This window comes from Intrasporangium sp. (assembly GCF_032907665.1).
Taxonomy (GTDB): Bacteria; Actinomycetota; Actinomycetes; order Actinomycetales; family Dermatophilaceae; genus Intrasporangium.
Window position 1 is genome coordinate 1 of record NZ_JAJJPG010000076.1, and the last position, 18135, is coordinate 18135.

17 protein-coding genes are annotated in these 18135 nt (G+C 71.9%); 7 read left to right on the top strand and 10 right to left on the bottom strand.

Annotated elements, in window-relative coordinates:
• Positions 1-150: 150 nt before the first annotated feature.
• The 7 genes from LOY02_RS12120 to LOY02_RS12150 are packed head-to-tail and all read right to left on the bottom strand — an operon-like array spanning position 151 to position 4886.
• On the bottom strand, positions 151-612 hold the full coding sequence (locus LOY02_RS12120) for a pilus assembly protein TadG-related protein (RefSeq protein WP_317182616.1): 462 nt from the start codon (positions 610-612) through the stop codon (positions 151-153).
• Between the two features lie 11 nt (positions 613-623).
• Entirely contained in the window at positions 624-1070 is a 447-nt protein-coding gene (locus tag LOY02_RS12125; protein WP_410505947.1) for a pilus assembly protein, read from the bottom strand.
• The gene (locus LOY02_RS12130) at positions 1067-1522 is read right to left on the bottom strand and encodes a TadE/TadG family type IV pilus assembly protein (protein ID WP_317182618.1); all 456 of its coding nucleotides are present in this window, start codon (positions 1520-1522) and stop codon (positions 1067-1069) included. Before LOY02_RS12130 ends, LOY02_RS12125 begins: the two co-directional genes overlap by 4 nt.
• 4 nt (positions 1523-1526) lie before the next feature.
• Positions 1527-1754: a hypothetical protein gene (locus LOY02_RS12135; RefSeq protein WP_410505949.1), complete on the bottom strand. Its 228-nt coding sequence runs from the start codon at positions 1752-1754 to the stop codon at positions 1527-1529.
• A 47-nt stretch (positions 1755-1801) separates the two neighbouring features.
• Entirely contained in the window at positions 1802-2779 is a 978-nt protein-coding gene (locus tag LOY02_RS12140; protein WP_317182620.1) for a type II secretion system F family protein, read from the bottom strand.
• Positions 2776-3648 (bottom strand): type II secretion system F family protein, encoded by an 873-nt coding sequence (locus tag LOY02_RS12145; RefSeq protein WP_317182621.1) that lies wholly within the window; start codon positions 3646-3648, stop codon positions 2776-2778. The genes LOY02_RS12140 and LOY02_RS12145 overlap by 4 nt, the downstream gene beginning before the upstream one ends.
• Positions 3648-4886 (bottom strand): CpaF family protein, encoded by a 1239-nt coding sequence (locus LOY02_RS12150; protein WP_317182622.1) that lies wholly within the window; start codon positions 4884-4886, stop codon positions 3648-3650. The genes LOY02_RS12145 and LOY02_RS12150 overlap by 1 nt, the downstream gene beginning before the upstream one ends.
• Positions 4887-5068: 182 nt before the next feature.
• Between LOY02_RS12150 and LOY02_RS12155 the strand changes: the two genes are divergently transcribed.
• The gene (locus LOY02_RS12155; RefSeq protein WP_317182623.1) at positions 5069-9493 is read left to right on the top strand and encodes an FtsK/SpoIIIE domain-containing protein; all 4425 of its coding nucleotides are present in this window, start codon (positions 5069-5071) and stop codon (positions 9491-9493) included.
• Positions 9494-9574: 81 nt separating this feature from the next.
• On the opposite strand, the gene LOY02_RS12160 is transcribed toward LOY02_RS12155, so the two are convergent.
• Positions 9575-10501: a DNA-3-methyladenine glycosylase 2 family protein gene (locus LOY02_RS12160; protein WP_317182624.1), complete on the bottom strand. Its 927-nt coding sequence runs from the start codon at positions 10499-10501 to the stop codon at positions 9575-9577.
• Positions 10502-10618: 117 nt separating this feature from the next.
• Here LOY02_RS12160 and LOY02_RS12165 point away from each other — a divergent pair, with 117 nt between their 5' ends.
• Positions 10619-11362: a DUF3105 domain-containing protein gene (locus LOY02_RS12165; RefSeq protein ID WP_317182625.1), complete on the top strand. Its 744-nt coding sequence runs from the start codon at positions 10619-10621 to the stop codon at positions 11360-11362.
• Positions 11329-11793, top strand: a complete 465-nt coding sequence (locus tag LOY02_RS12170; protein WP_410505948.1) for a nitroreductase family deazaflavin-dependent oxidoreductase — start codon at positions 11329-11331, stop codon at positions 11791-11793. The genes LOY02_RS12165 and LOY02_RS12170 overlap by 34 nt, the downstream gene beginning before the upstream one ends.
• Here LOY02_RS12170 and LOY02_RS12175 read toward each other — a convergent pair.
• Together LOY02_RS12175 and LOY02_RS12180 are read right to left on the bottom strand one after the other, a co-directional pair.
• Entirely contained in the window at positions 11790-12767 is a 978-nt protein-coding gene (locus tag LOY02_RS12175) for a lysylphosphatidylglycerol synthase domain-containing protein (protein ID WP_317182626.1), read from the bottom strand. The two genes, LOY02_RS12170 and LOY02_RS12175, sit on opposite strands and share 4 nt — an antisense overlap.
• Positions 12768-14813 carry a glycosyltransferase family 4 protein gene (locus tag LOY02_RS12180; protein WP_317182627.1) on the bottom strand — a complete coding sequence of 682 codons (2046 nt, stop codon included), beginning with the start codon at positions 14811-14813 and terminating at the stop codon, positions 12768-12770.
• 145 nt (positions 14814-14958) lie between these two features.
• Here LOY02_RS12180 and LOY02_RS12185 point away from each other — a divergent pair, with 145 nt between their 5' ends.
• The 4 genes from LOY02_RS12185 (at position 14959) to LOY02_RS12200 (ending at position 17990) form a co-directional block, all read left to right on the top strand.
• Positions 14959-15645, top strand: coding sequence for a glycosyltransferase family 2 protein (locus LOY02_RS12185; protein ID WP_317182628.1), 687 nt, complete (start codon positions 14959-14961; stop codon positions 15643-15645).
• Positions 15642-16058 (top strand): DUF2304 domain-containing protein, encoded by a 417-nt coding sequence (locus LOY02_RS12190; protein ID WP_317182629.1) that lies wholly within the window; start codon positions 15642-15644, stop codon positions 16056-16058. Before LOY02_RS12185 ends, LOY02_RS12190 begins: the two co-directional genes overlap by 4 nt.
• A gap of 178 nt (positions 16059-16236) precedes the next feature.
• On the top strand, positions 16237-17223 hold the full coding sequence (locus LOY02_RS12195) for an LCP family protein (protein ID WP_317182630.1): 987 nt from the start codon (positions 16237-16239) through the stop codon (positions 17221-17223).
• The gene (locus tag LOY02_RS12200; protein WP_317182631.1) at positions 17220-17990 is read left to right on the top strand and encodes a TIGR03089 family protein; all 771 of its coding nucleotides are present in this window, start codon (positions 17220-17222) and stop codon (positions 17988-17990) included. The genes LOY02_RS12195 and LOY02_RS12200 overlap by 4 nt, the downstream gene beginning before the upstream one ends.
• Positions 17991-18135 lie beyond the last annotated feature (145 nt).

Below are 18135 nucleotides of genomic sequence, written 5' to 3' on the forward strand. Positions count from 1 at the left end.
GGGTGGCCCCTCCGGGAGCTGCTCGACTCAGTGTGTCAGAGCGCTGGTGTCGCGCGGGTGCGCACGACGTCCATCCCACGTGGCGTGACGGGAAAGATGGTGTTGCGCCGGTGCGAGTCGAGCCGGAGGGCGGCAGGGTCGGCAGGCTGGTCAGTCAAGCGATGCCCGGGCGCGCGAGGTGACCGTGATCGTGACCTCACCCCCCAGCGACTCGAGGATCCAGCCGGTCATCGGCAGGGTCGCGTGCCCGCGCAGCGTCACCTCTGCGGTGGCGCCGTCAGGGGTGCCGGTGGGGTCGACGAGGGACCAGCCGCTGATCCCCGGCGGTCGAGGGGTGCGTGCCAGTTGGCCCTGGGCCGCCTCGTGGACGGACTCGTCGGTCAGCACCAGCGGCCCCTCGAGGCCACCCCCGTAGACCCCGCGCGTGTCGAGCGCGTCGGCAGCGCCCAGAGCGATCGAGTCGGCGGTGTCGAGCAGTCGCATCCGTGCCAGCTGGGCTGAGGTGACATCGATCGCCCCCAGGATGAAGACCAGCACCACGACGAAGAGCCCGAGCACGAGGACGGCGATCTGCCCGTCATCCCTCCTCCTTTCGGTGAACTGATTCGCCATCGGCCGGCCTGTCATCGCGCCACGTACCTGTCGACCGTGGAGACGTGAGTCGATGAGATCGTCACCGACGTCGGCAGACTGCCTGCGAGGAAGTCCGGGACGAGTGGCAGCGGCACGTCGATGACGGCAGTGGCAGTGACCACGCCGTCGGGCCGCAGGCACGGTGTGCCATCGCAGCCGACGGTCAGCGTCACCCCCCGGCCGAAGCCGAAGTCCTCGAAGGCCACCCTCGCCGCAGCTTGCGCCCGGGCATGGCCCAGCTCGTCATCGGTCGCCGTGACGAAGGCCCGGCCGGCCTCACGTCCGGCGAGGGACGCCGAGAAGGCAGCGCTCTGGATCCGCGCCAAGGTCAGGACGAGATAGGTCAGGGGCAGGAGCAGCAGGATCCCGAGGAAGACGAACTCGACCACGGCGCGGCCCCGTTCGACTCGTCCGTGGCTCACGGTCACCGAGGTCATGGTGCCGTGACACGTGTCGGCGCGGACACCTGCTCCTCGCTGAACGCACGTCCGTGCACGGTCAACCCGCCCGCCGGTCCGATGGGTCCGAGCAGGGGCAGCGGCGCGACGACGTTCACCACGACCACCCTGATGCCCTCGGGGGTTGTCGTGGTCACCGCCGAGACCTCCGAGGCAAACGACTCATTCAACGCTGACGTGATCAGGCTTGCTGCTCGGGCTGCACCATCCGCCGGGCTCACATCGGCCCGAGCGCCGAACCGGGCGCCCTCTGACGCGGCGGCAATGAGGGTGTTGCGGACGTAGAGGGCGATCCCGAGCTGCAGCACCGCGAGGACGACGAAGAGCAGCAGCGCCGCGACCATGACGAACTCGGCAATCGCCGATCCGTCATCCCGGTGCCGGCACCGCACCGCCAGGTGTCGCGCCCTGACGGGCCGCACGATGACCACGCGCTCAGGGGCCGCTCGGGCCGGACACGCTTCCGATGGCGTCCGTGAAGAGCGCCTCGAGCTGGTCGCCTGCCACGGCCCACAGCAGGGTCACGAGTCCGGCAGTCATGAGGGTGATGAGCACCCAGCCCGGCACGTCCCCGCGGTCCGAGGGGCTGCACAGCCGGACTGTCACCCTCGCGGCCGCCCTCCTGACGATCCGTGCCGATGTCGACCTCGTTGTGGTGCGCATCATGACTCCTCCTGGTTCCCGGTTGTGGTGATGCAGCGGCTGCGCGTTCAGAGCTCAAAACGGAGGAAGCTGAGGCCGGGATAGATCGCGAAGAGCACGGTCACCGGCAAGATCAGGAAGACAACCGGGACCATCATGAGGATCTCCCGTTTGCCGCCCTGCTCCATGAGGACGCGTCGCCCGTCCTCGCGGACGTCCTGGGCCTGGGCGCGCAGGACCTCTGCCAGAGGCGTCCCCCGTTCCACGGCAATGACGATGCCGTCGACAAAACGGCTCAGGCTCGGCAGTCCGGTCCGGTCAGCGAGACCTTGCAGGGCGGTGGGCAGGTTCGCGCCGGCTCGCGCGTCGGCGAGGCACCGCCGCAGCTCGTCCGCGAGCTCACCACCGGACAGCCGGCAGACCCTCTCCAGCGCGCCGGTGGCGCCCTCTCCGGCACTGACTGCCAAGGCGAGGAGCTCGGCAACCGTGGGGAACTCGGCCAGCATGCGCTGCTCACGACGTCTCGCGGTGTAGCTGAGTGCGTAGTCGCGCAGGATCGCTCCGAGCATCGCCCCGATGACGATGAGCAGGACGGCGACGGGCACTGAGAGCTCACGCTTGGCCATGGCTAGCACGCCGCTACCGACGAGTCCAGCGATCCCACCGGCCACGGCACAGATCACCTGCTCTGCCCGGAACCCCTCGACGTCCGCCGGTCGCCCGGCGCGCAGTTGCCGACGCGCGACCGATGGCGCTCCGCCGAGGGCCCGCTCCATCACCTCGCCGAGGCGACGGAGCGAGGGCGCGAGGATCTCGCCCAGGCCGAAGAACCCCGGAGACGGCCTGGGTGGACCGAGCAGCCTCGATGGAAGGGCCGCGTCGCGCAGGTACGGGCCGAGCCGCGCCTCGAGGCCGGCACGCCTGCGCGGCGGCAGTCGCGCCACGACGAGCGACACCCCCGCGAGCAGTGTCACCCCGACAGCGGCCCCTGCCCACGACCACCGGCCGCTGATGATCCCGGACACGACATCGACAGACGCGTTCACCGCAGCACCCGCTCCTCCTCCGGCAGCCTGCCGATCCACACCATGAGCCGATAGGCGACAACGCACACGCCTGTGCCAGCCGCAAGGATGAACCAACCCGCGGGCAATGCGTACGCCTGCAAGGATCCGCCGCGCAGAGCGAGCATCGCGAGGACGATCCACGGGGCCGCGACGGCCAGACGGGCCGCGTTCACCGTCCAGCTCTGACGGGTCTCGAGCTCCGCGCGGGTGCGTGCATCCTCGCGCAGAAAGGCAGACAACGTCCGGAGCAGCTTGCCGAGATCACTGCCTCCGACCTCCCGCGCGATGCGCAGCGACTCGACCAGCCGATCGGCCACCGGGTCGCTCAGGGAGTCCTTGAGCCGGTCCAGGCAGTCGTGGAACCGTCCCGTGGCCCGGTAGTCCTCTGCGAAGCCGGCAAAGGCCGGCCGCAGCTCCTCGGGGCCACGAACGGCGATCTGGGCCAAGGCTTCGGGGAGGGCGAGACCGGCACGCACACCGGAGGTGATGTTGTCGACGACGTCAGGCCACAGGTCCCGCAGTCTGCTTCGCTGTCGCCGGGCTCTCATCCGGATCATGGAGATCGGGGTCAGTGCCGCGATAGTCCCGAAGCACAGGGCGATCGGCACGACGGAGGTCGCGACGATGAAGGCGAGGAAGACAGCGATGAACAACACGGCGGAGCCAACGATGACGTTCGTCGGAGTGACCGTCGTGTATCCCGCCTGGTTCAGGTGGTCGCGGAGCTCGGTGACGAAGCCGACTCGCCCGCGGTCCTTCGTCGTGGATCCCGCGTCCTGAGGCCAGAACGACCAGTAGATGCAGAACACCCCAGCGCCGAAGAGCAGGCCGACAATCAGGGGCGACATCACGAGCTCCCTTGCGCAAGAAGGGCAACGACGTCATGGCCCGCTCGCTCGAAGGCTTCTCGGTGGGGCGGGAAGCCATCCGCCCTCCGGAGCACCCCGTCCCGGCTCACGAAGAGGTCGGCGATCTCGATGACATCACCCTCGACGCGGCCCGGCACTGCCACGATCTCCCTGACCCTTCGGCTCCCATCGCGCTCCAGGGCCATATGGACGACAAGGTCGACGGACGCGGCGACAGTGGGCACGACGAAGCCAGCGGAGACGTTCTCCCCGGCGAGCAGCGGCAGCGTGCACATCTTCGTCACCGCTTCGCGTGCGCTGTTGGCGTGGACCGTGCACATCCCCGGAACGCCGCTGTTCAACGCGATGAGCAGGTCGAGGCTCTCCTCCTGACGAACCTCGCCGACAATGATCCTCGAGGGCCGCATCCGCAGCGCCTCCTTGACCAGTCGGCGAAGCGGCACCTCTCCGGTCCCCTCGAGGCTCGGCTGTCGACACTGCATGGCCGCGACGTCACGGAGAGGGAGCCTCAGCTCGAACACCTCCTCGCAGGTGACGACGCGCTCGCGTGGCGGGACTGCGGCCGCAAGGCAGTTGAGGAGGGTGGTCTTGCCCGCCTGGGTGCCGCCGGCCACGAGGATGTTGAGACCGCTCGACACCGCTGCCGCCAGGAAGTCGCCCGCCTGCCTCGTGAGTGAGCCGAGGCGCACGAGGTCATCGAGGTGGTCCGCCTTGACGACGAACTTGCGGATGTTGACCTGCCAGTGGGTGCGGCTGATGTCCGGAATGACGACGTGCAGGCGGGATCCGTCCGGGAGGGTAGCGTCGACGAACGGCGAGCTGAGATCGACACGCCGGCCACTGGTCTTGAGCATGCGCTCGACGAGGTCGCGAACATCGTCGGAGGTGAGGATGGTCGGCGTGAGCTCCGCGACCCCTCCCCGGGCGACGAAGACCTTGCTCGGTTCGTTGATCCAGATCTCTTCTACCGCCGGGTCGTCGAAGTACTGCTGCAATGGGCCGTAGCCGGCGACGACGGCGAGGATCGAGTGGACAGCGGCTCGAGTGTCTCCCAGCTGCGGCAGACCCCCATGGAGTGAGCGCTCGTCATAGTCCTGGACCGCGTCCTGGACGAGTCGACGCACCTCCCGGCTGTCGCGCGCCGGGTCGAGACCGGTGCGTCGGATCAGCTCCCTGACCTCGCCCTCGACGTGGCGAACCGCCTGCTGTGTCGACACTCGTCCCCCTGAAGTCCACTGACCGGCGCCCATCCTGCCCTGATATGTCCGATCCGTCGCGTCGAAACAGTAGACGTTCGCGGGCCGCCATCGGGGCTGCCTCGATCCAGCTGTGGATAACTGCGATCACCAGCCGCTCGACGACGCCAAGGTGTTCTCGACGGGCGTTGGGAAGGAGCGGGATGCGGATTCGGATGGGTCTGGTCGACCCGAGCGTGCCGGGGCTGCGTGACATCGTCATCGACACCGGCGAAGACGGCGGCGACGCCACCCTCGACGCCGAGGCGCGCCGCACCTTCGGCGAGGTTCGCCCTCACCTGGCGGCTCTCCTCGACGGGCCGTGCGACGAGTTCACCGTGGACGGCCACCAGGTCTCGGACGACGATGTGCTCGGCGAGGGGCGGCTCCTGCGCGGGGCTCTGTTGCGGGCCGCCCCAGCCACTCCGTCCGACACAGGACGAGGCCGTATGCCGCTGGGCTCGGGGGCGCTCGTCGAGGTGCACGTCGTGGGCGGTCCGGGTGCAGGCCGCATTCTCCACCTCCGGCGTGGCGACCACGTGGTCGGGAGGGCGGCCTCGTGCAGCGTCAGGCTCGACGACCCCGGCGTCTCGCGAGCGCACGCCGTCGTCACGGTCGACGATGAGGGGATCCACGTGCGCGACCTCGACCCGGCCAACCCGACGCGCCTCGACGGCTGTCCCCTGCCTGCGGAAGGTGCCCTTCTCGGCCCGGGCATGCGGGTCAGGCTCGCGTCGACCACTCTTGTGGTCCGGCGCCCGGAGACGACACCCGCTGCCGCGAAGTGCTCCGGTGGCGTGGTGTGGATCAACCGCCGGCCGCGCTTCGTCCCCTCGGCCGACCCAGCCACGATCCGCTTCCCGGCGGCGCCCACCCGCCCGCAGGGCGCACGTGCGCCCGTCATCGCGGCGGTGGCGCCACTCGCCCTCTCGGTGGGGCTCGCGGTGGTCCTGCAGTCGCCCGTGATGCTTCTCTTCGCCCTGTTGTCGCCGGTCATGCTCCTCGCGCAGTGGTGGGGTGACCGACGGCACGGGCGGGTGTCCTACCGCGCCGAGCTCGCGGAACACGCCCGTGGCATGGCAAGGGCAGAGGCGCGGCTCGACGAAGCACTCCTCGACGAGGCACGGGTCCGCCACGACGAGCAGCCGGACCTCGCGGTCGCGGGAGCGATCGCCCGCCATCGGGATGCGCGGATCTGGGAGCGCCGTCCAGGTGATCCCGATGACCTCGTCGTCCGGGTGGGCACCGGTGACCAGCCGGCGAGGACGAGCGTCGAGCGACCGGACGACCCCGTGACGGCGCCGGCCGTCCGGGACGTCCCCGCTGTCGTCGACCTCCGGTCCGCGCATGTCGTCGGCGTGGCCGGCCCTCGTGCGCGAGCGCTCGCGGTGGCGAGCAGCCTCGTTGCCCAGACGGCGATCTGGCACTCGCCGCGCACGACTCGCCTGGTCGTCATCTCCGCCGTTGCCACGGCCGAGCAGGACTGGGCATGGGCAAGTCGACTCCCTCATGCGGCGGGCGACCTGACAGGGCCGGTGGCGGCCGTCGCGTCGACCCGGGATGAGACCATTCTCGCCGCGCGCATCGAGGAGCTCGTGGCTGTGGTGAGCGGGCGCCCCGATCCCAGCGCGGTCAACCCACGGCGCGGCGACGGCCTTCCTCGCTACGTCGTCGTTCTCGACGGCGCCGCTGAGCTGAGGCGGCGCCCGGGTGTCGCCGAGGTGCTCCACGCGCCCGAGGGGTCCGGCGTGCACGTCATCGCGATCGACGACGCCGCGGAGCGCCTGCCTGCAGAGTGCCGGGCCCAGCTCGTCGTCGCCGATGACCCCGCACCGCGAGGCCGGCTCCACGTCGCCGACGCGCCGATCCTGGAGATCATTCCCGACCTGCCCCGCCGGGGGTGGCTCGAATCGGTCTCTCGCTCGCTGGCCCCCCTCGAGGACGCGACACCCGAGGCCGGGGCCGCGCCACTGCCCGGGTCGATCGGACTGCGCGAGGTCCACCGACTCGCGGGGCTGGACCCGACCGTGGCAGACGAGCTCGTCAGGGAGTGGACGTCGCCGAACGACCGACCGACCGCCGTCCTCGGTGTGGGACGGGAGGGGCCCTTTGTCATCGACTTGGCCCAGGACGGACCGCACTGCCTCGTCGGAGGGACCACCGGCTCCGGCAAGTCCGAGCTGCTCCAGACGCTCGTCGCCGGCCTCGCCGTGGGCACCCGGCCCGACGAGCTCGCCTTCGTCCTCGTGGACTACAAGGGCGGCTCGGCCTTCGCGGGCTGCGCTGGGCTCCCTCACGTCCTCGGTGTGGTGACCGACCTCGACGAGCACCTCACGGAGCGAGCCCTGGTGTCGCTCCGCGCCGAGCTCAAGCGGCGCGAGGCCCTCCTCGCGGCGGCCGGAGCGAAGGACCTCAGTGACTACCGCCGCCTTCGGGAGACCCGTCCCGACCTCCGGCCGGTCCCGCGGCTCGTGCTCGTCGTCGACGAGTTCAAGGTCCTGGCCGACGAGCTGCCCGACTTCGTCGAAGGTCTCGTGCGCATCGCCGCCGTGGGCCGCAGCCTCGGCGTGCACCTCGTCCTCGCGACCCAGCGTCCCGCGGGGATCATCACCGGTGACATGCGCGCCAACGTCTCGCTCCGGATCGCGCTCCGGGTCCGGGACCGGTCGGACAGCGACGACGTCATCGAGGCTCCTGCTGCCGCCCGAATCAGTGACCGGACCCCGGGGCGGGCCTGGCTCCGCACCGCCGGGGAGCGGCTCGTCGAGGTCCAGACCGCCTACGCGGGAGCGGTGCTCGCCCCGGCCCACACCTCGACGCGTCCACCCCTCCGGGTCATGCCGCTGACGTGGACGGATCTCGGTCGCCCGTTCCCGGGCCCGGACCGACATATCGCGAGGCGCGGCACCACCGAGCTCGAGGCAGTCGTGGCCGCCGCCCAGGCTGCGGCCGCGAGGCTCGGGCTCACCGCGCCGGACTCCCCGTGGCTGCCTCCGCTGCCGAGCACCATCCCGCGGGACCGGCTCGTGCGTGCCGAGGGCGTCCGGGACCGACCAGTGGATCGTCCCGGCACCGTTCCCGTGAACCCTCCCGTGAGTCGCCCGGGGGTCCCTCGCGCCGTGGTGCTCGGCCTCGAGGACCAGCCAGAAGCCCAGTCGCAGCCACCTTTCACCTGGCACCCAGCGACGGACGGCAATCTCGCTGTGGCGGGCGGAGCCGGCACTGGTCGCTCGACCCTGCTCCGGACGCTCGCCGTCGGCCTCGCCGAGGACTGGACGCCTACTTCCCTGCACCTCCAGGTCATCGAGGGGACCCCGGGGTCCCTCCAGGACCTCGCCTCCCTCCCCCAGGTCGGGACCGTCGCGAACACCGCGGACCCATGGGTCGCGGCGCGACTCGTCGACCGTGTCGTCGAGGGCCTCGGACGGCGGGTGCGGAGGCCTGAGTCCGGCACGGAGCCCCTCGTCGTCCTCCTCCTGGATGGCTGGGAGGCCATCGAGGACGCCTTCGAGGCCGTGGACCACGGGGCCCCGACGGAGTCCCTGCTGAGACTGGCTCGCGACGGCCTCGCCTCCGGCATCCGCCTCGTCGTGACCGGTGGCCGCGCCGTCCTCTCGGGACGCCTCGCCGGCGTCGTCCAACGCCGGCTCGTGCTGCCGATGCCCGATCCGATCGACCTCACCCTCGCCGGGCTCTCCCCCGCCCAGTCACGCGGACACCGCGGCGTCGGCCGGGCGATCGACGTCGCGACCGGACACCACGTCCAGCTCGCCCACGTCGGCAGCGCGGCGACGGACGACGCGCAGCGGCGCGCCACCGCCGAGCTCGCCGCGCTGCTCCGCTCAACCCATGACGTCGCCGGTGACAGCGGGACTGATCCCGTGCGGGACAACGGTTCGGAGGCCGACCGTGCCCGGCTGCCGTGGCGCGTCGTGCCGCTCCCTCCCACCGTCGAGTGGGACGAGCTGCCCGCGCCAAGTCCGGACCGGCTCAGCATCGGCCTGGGAGGAGACGACGCAAGCCCGGTGGGCTTCGACGCCGACCGACACGGGCGCCGCGCCGTCATTGTCGGCGGCCCCCGAAGCGGCCGGACCACCGCCCTGGCCACCATCGCCCGCCAGCTCGCAAGCGCCGGGCGTCCAACGGCCCTGATCGCGACCCGGCGCACCCCGGTGAGCTGGCTCAGCGGCATACCGCTCCTCCAGCTCGTGCCGGCCGGCGACGGCCACCGGCTCGGAGAGCTGCGGCAGGCGCACCCCGACCTGTCGCTGCTCGTCGACGACGCCGAGGGGCTCGACGGCACCCCGGTCGAGCCTGTCGTCCTCGACGCCCTCCACGACCTCGAGCGCACCGGCGCCTGGTGCGTGGCCGCTGTCGACACCCGCCGCGCTCCGAGCCTCTACCGCGGCGTCGTCCCCGAGCTGGCGCGGCACGGCACGGGGGTGGTCCTGTCGCCCGCGTCGCCCTCCGACGGCGACCTGCTCGGGATCCGAGTCGAGCCCGCACGGCATCGAGTGCCCGGGCGCGGGGTGCTCGTCGTCGACGGGTGCCCCGTCCCACTCCAGGTGGCTGACCCGACCCCCCGGTGACCTCAGCACAAGGGTGAGCGCCGCGACCTGCCCTGGCCAGAGAGCGCGGTGCGTGTGGCCCTTCCTCGTATGCCGCTGGGCTCAGCGGGCGCGCGTCGGCAGGTGGGTGCGTGGTGCCATCCGGTGGCCGCGGCGGGGCCTGCGGTGACCGGCCAGGGCGAGCAGCTGCTGCACGCGGTAGCGGTGGCCGGCGTAGGGCTCGAGCAGCTCGGCGAGGCGGGCGTCGTCGACGGGCCGCCCGATGAGCGCCCAGCCGATGTCCTTGGCGACGTGGTAGTCGCCGAAGCTGACCGCGTCCGCGTCGCCGAGGGCCCGCTGCGACACCTCGGCCGCCGTCCAGACTCCGATGCCAGGCAGCGCCGTCAGGCGCGAGCGTGCTTGCGGCAGAGTCAGGCCCACACACTGCTCGAGGCGGCCCGCCACCCGCGCGGCTCCGACCACGGCTCGTGACCGGGCTCCGTCGACCGAGGCCTGTAGCCACGCCCACGACGGGATCCTGGCCCAGCCCGCGGCCGGCGGCGGCACCCACAGCGCAGCTCCGAAGGGGCCGGGCGCCGGTTCCCCGAACCGCCGAACGAGTCGGCGGTAGCCGGAGAAGGCCTCCTGCCCGGTCACCTTCTGCTCGATGACGGCTGGGACGAGGGCGTCCAGGACGAGCCTGGAGCGCGGGACGCGCCAGTGCGAGAAGCGGCGCCACGCGTCCGCGATGACCGGGTGCCGGGGCTCGAAGCCGGACGGGTCGTCGCCCGACCCGAGCAGGTCGGGCACCGACTCGAGCAGCCAGTCCGCGCCCGGCCCCCACGCGATGGCCTCGACCGTCGCCTCGGCCGGGCGGCTGGTGAGGTGCAGGGCCCCGGGACCGTCCGGCGTCTGGGCGCCCCGGGCGAAGGACCCGTCCGCTCCCCAGCGCGTCGTCGGGTCACCGGCACCCCGCTGGAAGGCTGAGAGCTGGGCACGGAGGCTGATCTCGCGGTCGATCCTCCAGACCCGCTGCTTCCCCTCGGTCACACGGACAGTCTCGCCTACACTCGACCCCGGTCGTTGAATCCGGTCCAAACGGCAGCGACCCCCATGCAACACCTCCACAGCAGACCCGTCACTCCCCTGACCACGGAACGAGGAACGATGGCCCGCGAGACGAGCCGAGACCGACGCGAGCGCGTCGCCGCCATGCAAGCCCAGGCCAAGCGGGCCGAGCGCCGGCGGCTACTGATCGTCTTCGGCGCCGTCGTCCTCGTCCTCGCGCTCATCGGCGGCGCCGTCGCCTGGGCCGTCATCGGCGAACAGCGCAAGAAGGACGCCGCCCTCGAGGGCATGCTCGGCGACGTCACGGCAGCGGCCTGTGACCCGATCATCGACGACCCGGCCACCGGCTCCGCAGACCACGTCGGGCCGGGCACCGCAGCCGCCGACACGCTGCGCATCGACTACGCCACGGCTCCCCCGTCGAGCGGTCAGCACTTCGCCCAGCCGGCCCTGTCCGAGCGCCGCGTCTACACGGTCGCCGACGCCCCCGCGGTCGAGGCGCTCGTCCACAACCTCGAGCACGGTTACACGATCCTCTGGTACGACCCCTCCCTCCAGGACAGCCAGGCCGCGCAGTTCGCGGCGCTCTCGGAGCGCATCAACGCCATGCCCGAGGCGCAGAACAAGTTCCTCATCACGCCGTGGGACAGCTCGCGGGGCGCCTTCCCCGAGGGCAAGAAGTACGCGCTGACCCACTGGGCGGCGGACGTCAACCTCCAGACCGGCGAGATCGGCGAGCAGACCGGCAAACGCCAGTACTGCGGCGGCCTCAACGTCGGCGTCGTCGAGGACTTCGTCACGCAGTTCCCGTGGTCCTCCGCACCCGAGCCCGGGGCTGCCTGACGATGGCCGGTGACTACGTCCCCAGTCCGCGCGGCTGGGTCCGGCGGCAGGTCGAGCAGATCGAGGCGACGGGCACGACCGAGTCGGTCGACATCCTCGGCCGGCCGGTCGTCCTCGTGACGATGCGCGGGGCGAAGAGCGGAGCGATCCGCAAGGTCCCGCTGATGCGGGTCGTGCGCGACGGTGTGTACGCCGCGGTGGGCAGCCAGGGCGGCAGCCCGGACCACCCGCAGTGGGTGCACAACCTGCGCGCCCACCCCGAGGTGGACCTCCAAGACGGCAGGGACACCTTCCGCGTCCGCGCTCGGGAACTCACCCCTGACGAGCGCGACGAGTGGTGGCCCGTGTGCGTGGCGGCCTTCCCGCCCTACGCCGAGTACCAGGAGAAGACCGACCGGGTCATCCCCGTCTTCGTCCTCGAGCGGGTCTAGGTCCCGCTCGCCTCGTCCACCTCCACTCGCGCGGCCCGGCGAAGCCTCCGCCCGCCGAGCAGGTCGTGCGATCGGGCGTAGAGCCAGCCGGCGAGCGCGGCTGCGACATCGACGATCGTGACGATGAAGCGCGACATGATGGCGACCGCTGCGGCCGCGGGGGTGGGGATCGCGGCCGACAGGATGAGCGTGAGCAGGCCCTCCCGCGCGCCGAGGCCGGCGGGCAGGATGATGAGCAGCATCCCCAGGGAGACCGACAGCGCGTAGCCGGTCAGCGCCGCGGTCGCGAGGTCCGGGTGGGGCGCGTCCCCGGCCACGGCCCGGGCCAGCAGGAGGGTGTGCACCCCGAAGCAGAGCCACACCACGACGAAGATGCCCACCGACTTGAGCACGGCCCCCGCCGAGAGGTCGCGGTCGAGCGGGTCGCGTCGGAGCAGGCGCAGCATCATGGCGATGGCCCAGTTGAGCAGCCGGGGCACGAGCAGCACGACGAGGATCGGGGTGGCGAGCAGCAGCCACCACGGGAACCCCTCGGACGTGCGGCGCAACAGGAACGTCACCGCGGGCAGCCCGACGAGCACCCCCGTGAGGAGGGCGAACCCGAGCGCGAGCAGGCCCGTGACGGCCGTGCGCCGCCGCGGCACCTTGAGGTGGGCGCCGATGTCGGCCTGCACGAGGACCGACCACAGCGAGCCCGGCAGGTACTTGCCGAGCTGGCCCACGAAGTACACCCCGGTCGCCGGCGCGAGGTGCAGGTCCGACCCGAGATCGCGCAGGATGGTGCGCCAGCCGAGCATCGTCAGCCACGTGCCCACCGCGGCAGCCACGGTCGACCACGCGAACGTGCCCCACGAGACCTTGCCGAGGTGGACCGAGACGTCGGCCCAGTTCCGCGCCACGGCGTAGACGACGGCGGCCAGCGTCACGACCGCGACAACGACGCGGATCGTCGTGAGCAGCCGGGTGCGGCTCACTCAGCGCCTCCTCAGGGTGAGCCGGACGAGGCCGTATGCCGCTGAGTCGGCTCGCGCTCGCGCGCCGGCTTCACGCATGCGGGCGTTGACGTCACCGTCGAGGTCGCCGACGAGGACGAAGCCGAGGTCATGGGCGCGGGCGAGGATGCCGCGGACGTCGGCGGGCCCCACGGCGCCCGGCGCGGAGAGCGGACCGATGGGGATCGTGACGATGAGCAGTCCCCCGGAGCGCAGTGCCCACGAGGCCTGCTCGAGGACCTCGTCGACGTCGTCGGCATCGCAGCCGCGCGGGTGGATCCGCACGATGACGTCGAGCGAGCCCGTGTCGACGTCGAGGGCTGCGACACTGGGATGCGAGCCGGTGAAGTCGATCTCGACGGGCGCGAAGCCCACCGCCCTCGCCCATCGCGACAGGATCGAGCGCGTGCCGGTCTCGTCGACGATGATCGCGCTGCGGCGTCCGTCGTCGCGGACACGAAGGATCGCGGCGAGCGCGCCCAGGGCCGCCCACGTCGAGACCTTGTCCAGGGACAGGGGCAGCCCGAGCCAGCGGGCCAGTCGCCGGGCGTCCTCGGCCTCCGCGGGATCACCGAGGACGTCGGTCGGCAGGACCCACTCGGGCAGGTCGTCACGATGCAGCTCGACGAGCGGCCGTCTGGCACGCACACTGGCACGCACGCGCCCGCGGACACGGTCTCGGACCGCCCTTGCGGCGTCGGAAGCGGCGCTGCCCGCCCGCGACGCCCCCGACCGTCGCGATCCCCGGCCACCGACCCCCTCGGTGTCGTCGGTGTCGTCGCTGTCGTCCGCATCCGCGACCTCGTCCGGCGGCCGACCGTCGGCAGGGTCACCGGTGAGGCGCTCCACGTCACGGCCCGCATCGTCGGCGGCAAGCGCCTCGATCGTGCCGAGGTAGTGCGCCCATGGCCCGGACAGGTCGGGGGTCTGCACGCCCTCGGCGAGCCGGGCCCGCACCTGCGGGTCCCCGAGCCTGCGCAGGGCCCCGGCGAAGGCCCGCTCGTCCTCAGGCGGCACGAGCAGGCCGTTGACGCCGTCCTCGATCTGCCCGGAGAAGGGTGCGATGTCGGAGGCCAGCACGGGCAGACCATGGGCGTGTCCGAGAATGACGTTCTGGGACGCGGTGGCCGAGCGGTACGGCAGGGCGAGGACGTCATGGTCGGCGAGCAGGGCGGCGAGCTCGTCGGCCGGCACGTAGCCATCGCGCAGCTCGACCCGCCCGGCCAGGCGCGGATCGGTCACGAGCCGCTCGATGACCTCCCGCTGTGAGGGCCAGATCTCGCCGGCGATGGTCAGGCTCACGTCCGGGACCTCGCGCATCGCGCGCAACAGGACGTCGATCCCCTTGTACTCCCGGATCAGGCCGAGCGAGAGCAGTCGCGTCGGGCCGGTGCGCGGTCCACGGGTGATCGGCTCGCCGCCGGGCAGGTGCGGCGGCAGGTCGGCCACCGAGACCCGGCGCGCGCCGAGGTCGTGGGCGAGCCTGGCCTGGTCGGCACTGTGGACGAGCGTGGCGTCGACCCGGGCGAAGAGCAGCCGCATGAGCGCCGAGTCGCCGGGCCGCGTCTCGTGCGGGAGGACGTTGTGGCACACGACGATGGACTGTGGCCGTGGCCCCTGCTGCCCCGGCACCGCTCCCGCGGCGCGCAGCAGCGCCAGGTGCGCAGGCACGACCTGCGGCATGACGTGCACGACGATGACGGCGTCCACGTCGCGCAGGCGCCGCCCGGTCCGCACCCACGTGTCCGGGCGGGCCCAGCTGAGCGCCCGGATGGTACGGGGATAGGGCAGCACCTCGGGCGCCCCCTGCGGCACCGTCGCGTCGGCATGGTGCAGCTTCGACGGGTAGAGGTGCGCCCACGACACGAGGGTCACGTCGTGCCCGGCCTCGGTGAGGTGGTGCGCGAGCATCGTCGTGTGGGCCGCCACCCCGCCCTTGTGCGGGTGCGTCGGCCCCACGACCGCGACACGCAGGGCGGCCGAGCCGGACGGTGGCGGCACGACCTCGTCAGTCCTCAGGTCCGTCATCGGCTCGACTCTAGCCCCGAGCGTCCCACGGCCCGTTCACGCGGCCCCCCGCCGACGGAGTGGGTCAGCGGGAGCGAGCCCAGCGGCATACGGCCTGCGTGGCTCGCTGACAGCGCACAGGCGGCTCCGCTTTACTCTGGGGGTGATGCAAGGGAACGACGTGTGGCTCGTGGTGCCGCTCTACAACGAGGCGAGGGTCATCGGCGACGTCGTCCGCACCGCACGCACACGCTTCCCCAAGGTCGTCTGCGTCGACGACGGCTCGACCGATGACTCGGCGCAGCGAGCCGAGGAGGCGGGAGCCGTCGTCGTGCGCCACCCGGTCAACCTCGGGCAGGGGGCCGCCCTGCAGACCGGCTTCGACTACGCGCTGACCGACCCCGACATGCGCTACTGCGTCACCTTCGACGCGGACGGTCAGCACCAGCTCACGGACGTCGAGGCGATGGTCGACCTCATCCGCCACGGGGACACGCAGGTCATCTTCGGTTCCCGCTTCCTCGACGACCGCACCGCAGCCTCCGGGCTCAAGAAGCTGGTCCTGCGCGCCGCGGTCGCCTACACCAATCTCACGACCGGCACTCGCCTGACCGACGCCCACAACGGGCTGCGCGTCCTCGATCGCGGCGTCGTCGAGCGACTCGACATCACCCAGAACCGGATGGCCCATGCGTCGGAGATCGTCGCCCAGATCGGGGCCATGCGCTTCGACGGCCGCCCGGTGAGCTACGCGGAGGCACCCGTGCACATCCTCTACACGGACTACAGCAAGGCCAAGGGCCAGTCGCTGTGGAACGCCGTCAACATCCTCGCGGAGCTGATCTGGCGATGAGTCGGCAGAGCGTCATCCAGGTCCTGCTCATCGCAGCGACCCTCGCCATCGCCTGGCGGCTGCTCGCCGGCAGCGGTCAGCGCACCCAAGCCGTGCGCCGGCTCGGGCTGCTCGCCCTCGCCGCGCTGGCGATCTACTCGATCATCGACCCGAGCAAGACCTGGACGAGCCTGGCCCAGTTCCTCGGGGTCGGGCGTGGGGCAGACCTCATCCTCTACGGCCTCGTCGTCGCCTTCTTCGGGTTCGTCGTCACGACGTTCAAGCGCTTCCGTGAGATGGAGATCCGCTACACGCGGCTGGCCCGGCGGATCGCCCTCGACGAGGCGACGCCGGTGCACGAGGCGTTCCCACGCGAGCAGCCGGTCAGCCAAGACCCCGCGCCGCCGACCCGGAAGGGCACCGATGCCGACTGACTCCTCCCGACGCCGGCCCAACGGCGCCCCCGGCGCGTCCGACGACGTCTACGTCGTCGACACCCGCAAGCGCCGACCCGAGCGGCCTGCCGGCGCATCGACGCGTCCGGCTGGATCATCGGGACGTCCGGCTCGACCGACGGGACCGACCCGACCACCGGGCCCACCGCGGACCAGGGTGCGCAAGGGGCGCGTCGCCCTGCTCGTGGTCGGACTGCTGGTCATCGCCTGGCTCACCTTCATGATCTGGGTCCCGGTGTCCGCATGGAACACCATCGCCCGTGTCGACAACGTTCCCGACGGCCAGCGCCCGGAGGACACCTCCGGGCACAACTACCTGCTCGTCGGCTCCGACAGCCGCGAGGGGCTCAGCGACGCGGAGCGCCGCAAGCTCAAGACCGGAAGCGCCGAGGGCAACCGCACCGACACGATCATGCTCGTGCACGTCTCCGAGAGCGGCGGCAAACCGGTCCTCATCTCGATCCCGCGCGACTCCTACGTCCCCATCCCCGGACACGGCAGCAACAAGATCAACGCAGCCTTCACCTTCGGCGGCCCGAAGCTGCTCACCGAGACGGTGGAGCAGGTCACCGGACTGCACATCAACGGCTACCTCGAGATCGGCCTCGGCGGCTTCGCCGGCATGGTCGACGCCATCGGCGGCGTCGAGATCTGTGTGCCGCGCGACATGCAGGACGACAAGGCGGGGATCGACCTCAAGAAGGGCTGCCAGGTCCTCGACGGCAAGAACGCCCTCGGCTACGTCCGCTCCCGCTATGAGGACCCGCTCGGCGACATCGGCCGCGCGACCCGGCAACGTCAGTTCCTCGGCGCGCTGATGAAGCAGTCCGCCACGCCCTCCACGCTGCTCATCCCCTGGCGCTACAAGACGTTCGTCGACGCGGCCGCAGGTGGCGTCGCCGTCGGCGAGGAGACGTCGCTCCTTGACGCCTACCGCATCCTCCAGGCGATGCGCGCGGTGAGCGGCGACGAGGGCCTCTCCCTCACCGTGCCCATCTCCGACATGGCCTACCCGACCGGCAATGCCGGCGTCGCCGTGAAATGGGACACCGAGCGGGCGCTCGACCTCTTCCACGCGCTGCGCGACGACGAGCCCCTGACCGAGCCCCCACCGGGGACGACGCCCGGCGACGAGGAGAAGTGAACCCACCGATGACCGGCTCCGGCTCCCCCAGCGACCCCACCTTCCCGACGGATCTGCTGGCCCGTCTCGTCGCGAGCGACTCAGGGCGGCCCCGTCTCACGTGGTACGACGACAGCCCCGGCCCGACCCATGGCGAGCGCATCGAGCTCAGCGCCCGGGTCCTGACCAACTGGGTCGCCAAGGGTGCCAACCTCCTCCAGGACGACTGCGCGGCCGGACCCGGCACGACCGTCGGTCTCGACCTACCGGCCCACTGGCGAGCGGTCTACTGGGCGCTCGCGACGTGGTCGGTCGGGGCGACGGTGGTCCTCGGCGAGCCCGTGGGCGACGCGGACGTCCTCGTCACGATCGACCCCGAGGCCGCCGCTGCACACGGCGGCGACGCCATCCTCGTGGCCTTGCCCGCCCTGGCCCGGTCACACCCCGAGGCCGCCGCGGCGGGCGGCGCCATCGACGAGGCGAAGGAGCTGCTGACCCACGGCGACCAGTTCTCGCCGATGGCCGACCCCGAGCCCGACGACCTGGCCCTGAGCGCGGACGGCCACGACACTCCGTATGCCGACCTCATCGTGCCTCAGCCCGTGTGGGGCGAGGCGCCCAGGGTCGCGGTCGACGCCGGCTTGGGGTCGCTGCTCGCGACCTCACTCAGCGCGTGGGCGGCTGACGGGTCCGTCGTGGCCCTGCGTGGATCTGCAGGCATCGACCCCGACACCCTCACCCGTCGGCTCGATGCCGAGGGCGTCACCCTCCCCCTCCTCGCCCCCTGAGCCATTCCGCGCGCGAACTTCGCCCCGGCGAACTTGATGCGGCCCGAACCCCCGCCCCCGCACCACAACTTCGCCCCGGCGAACTTGGCCCGGCCCGAACCCGCGCCCCCGCACCACAACTTCGCCCCGGCGAACTTGACCCGGC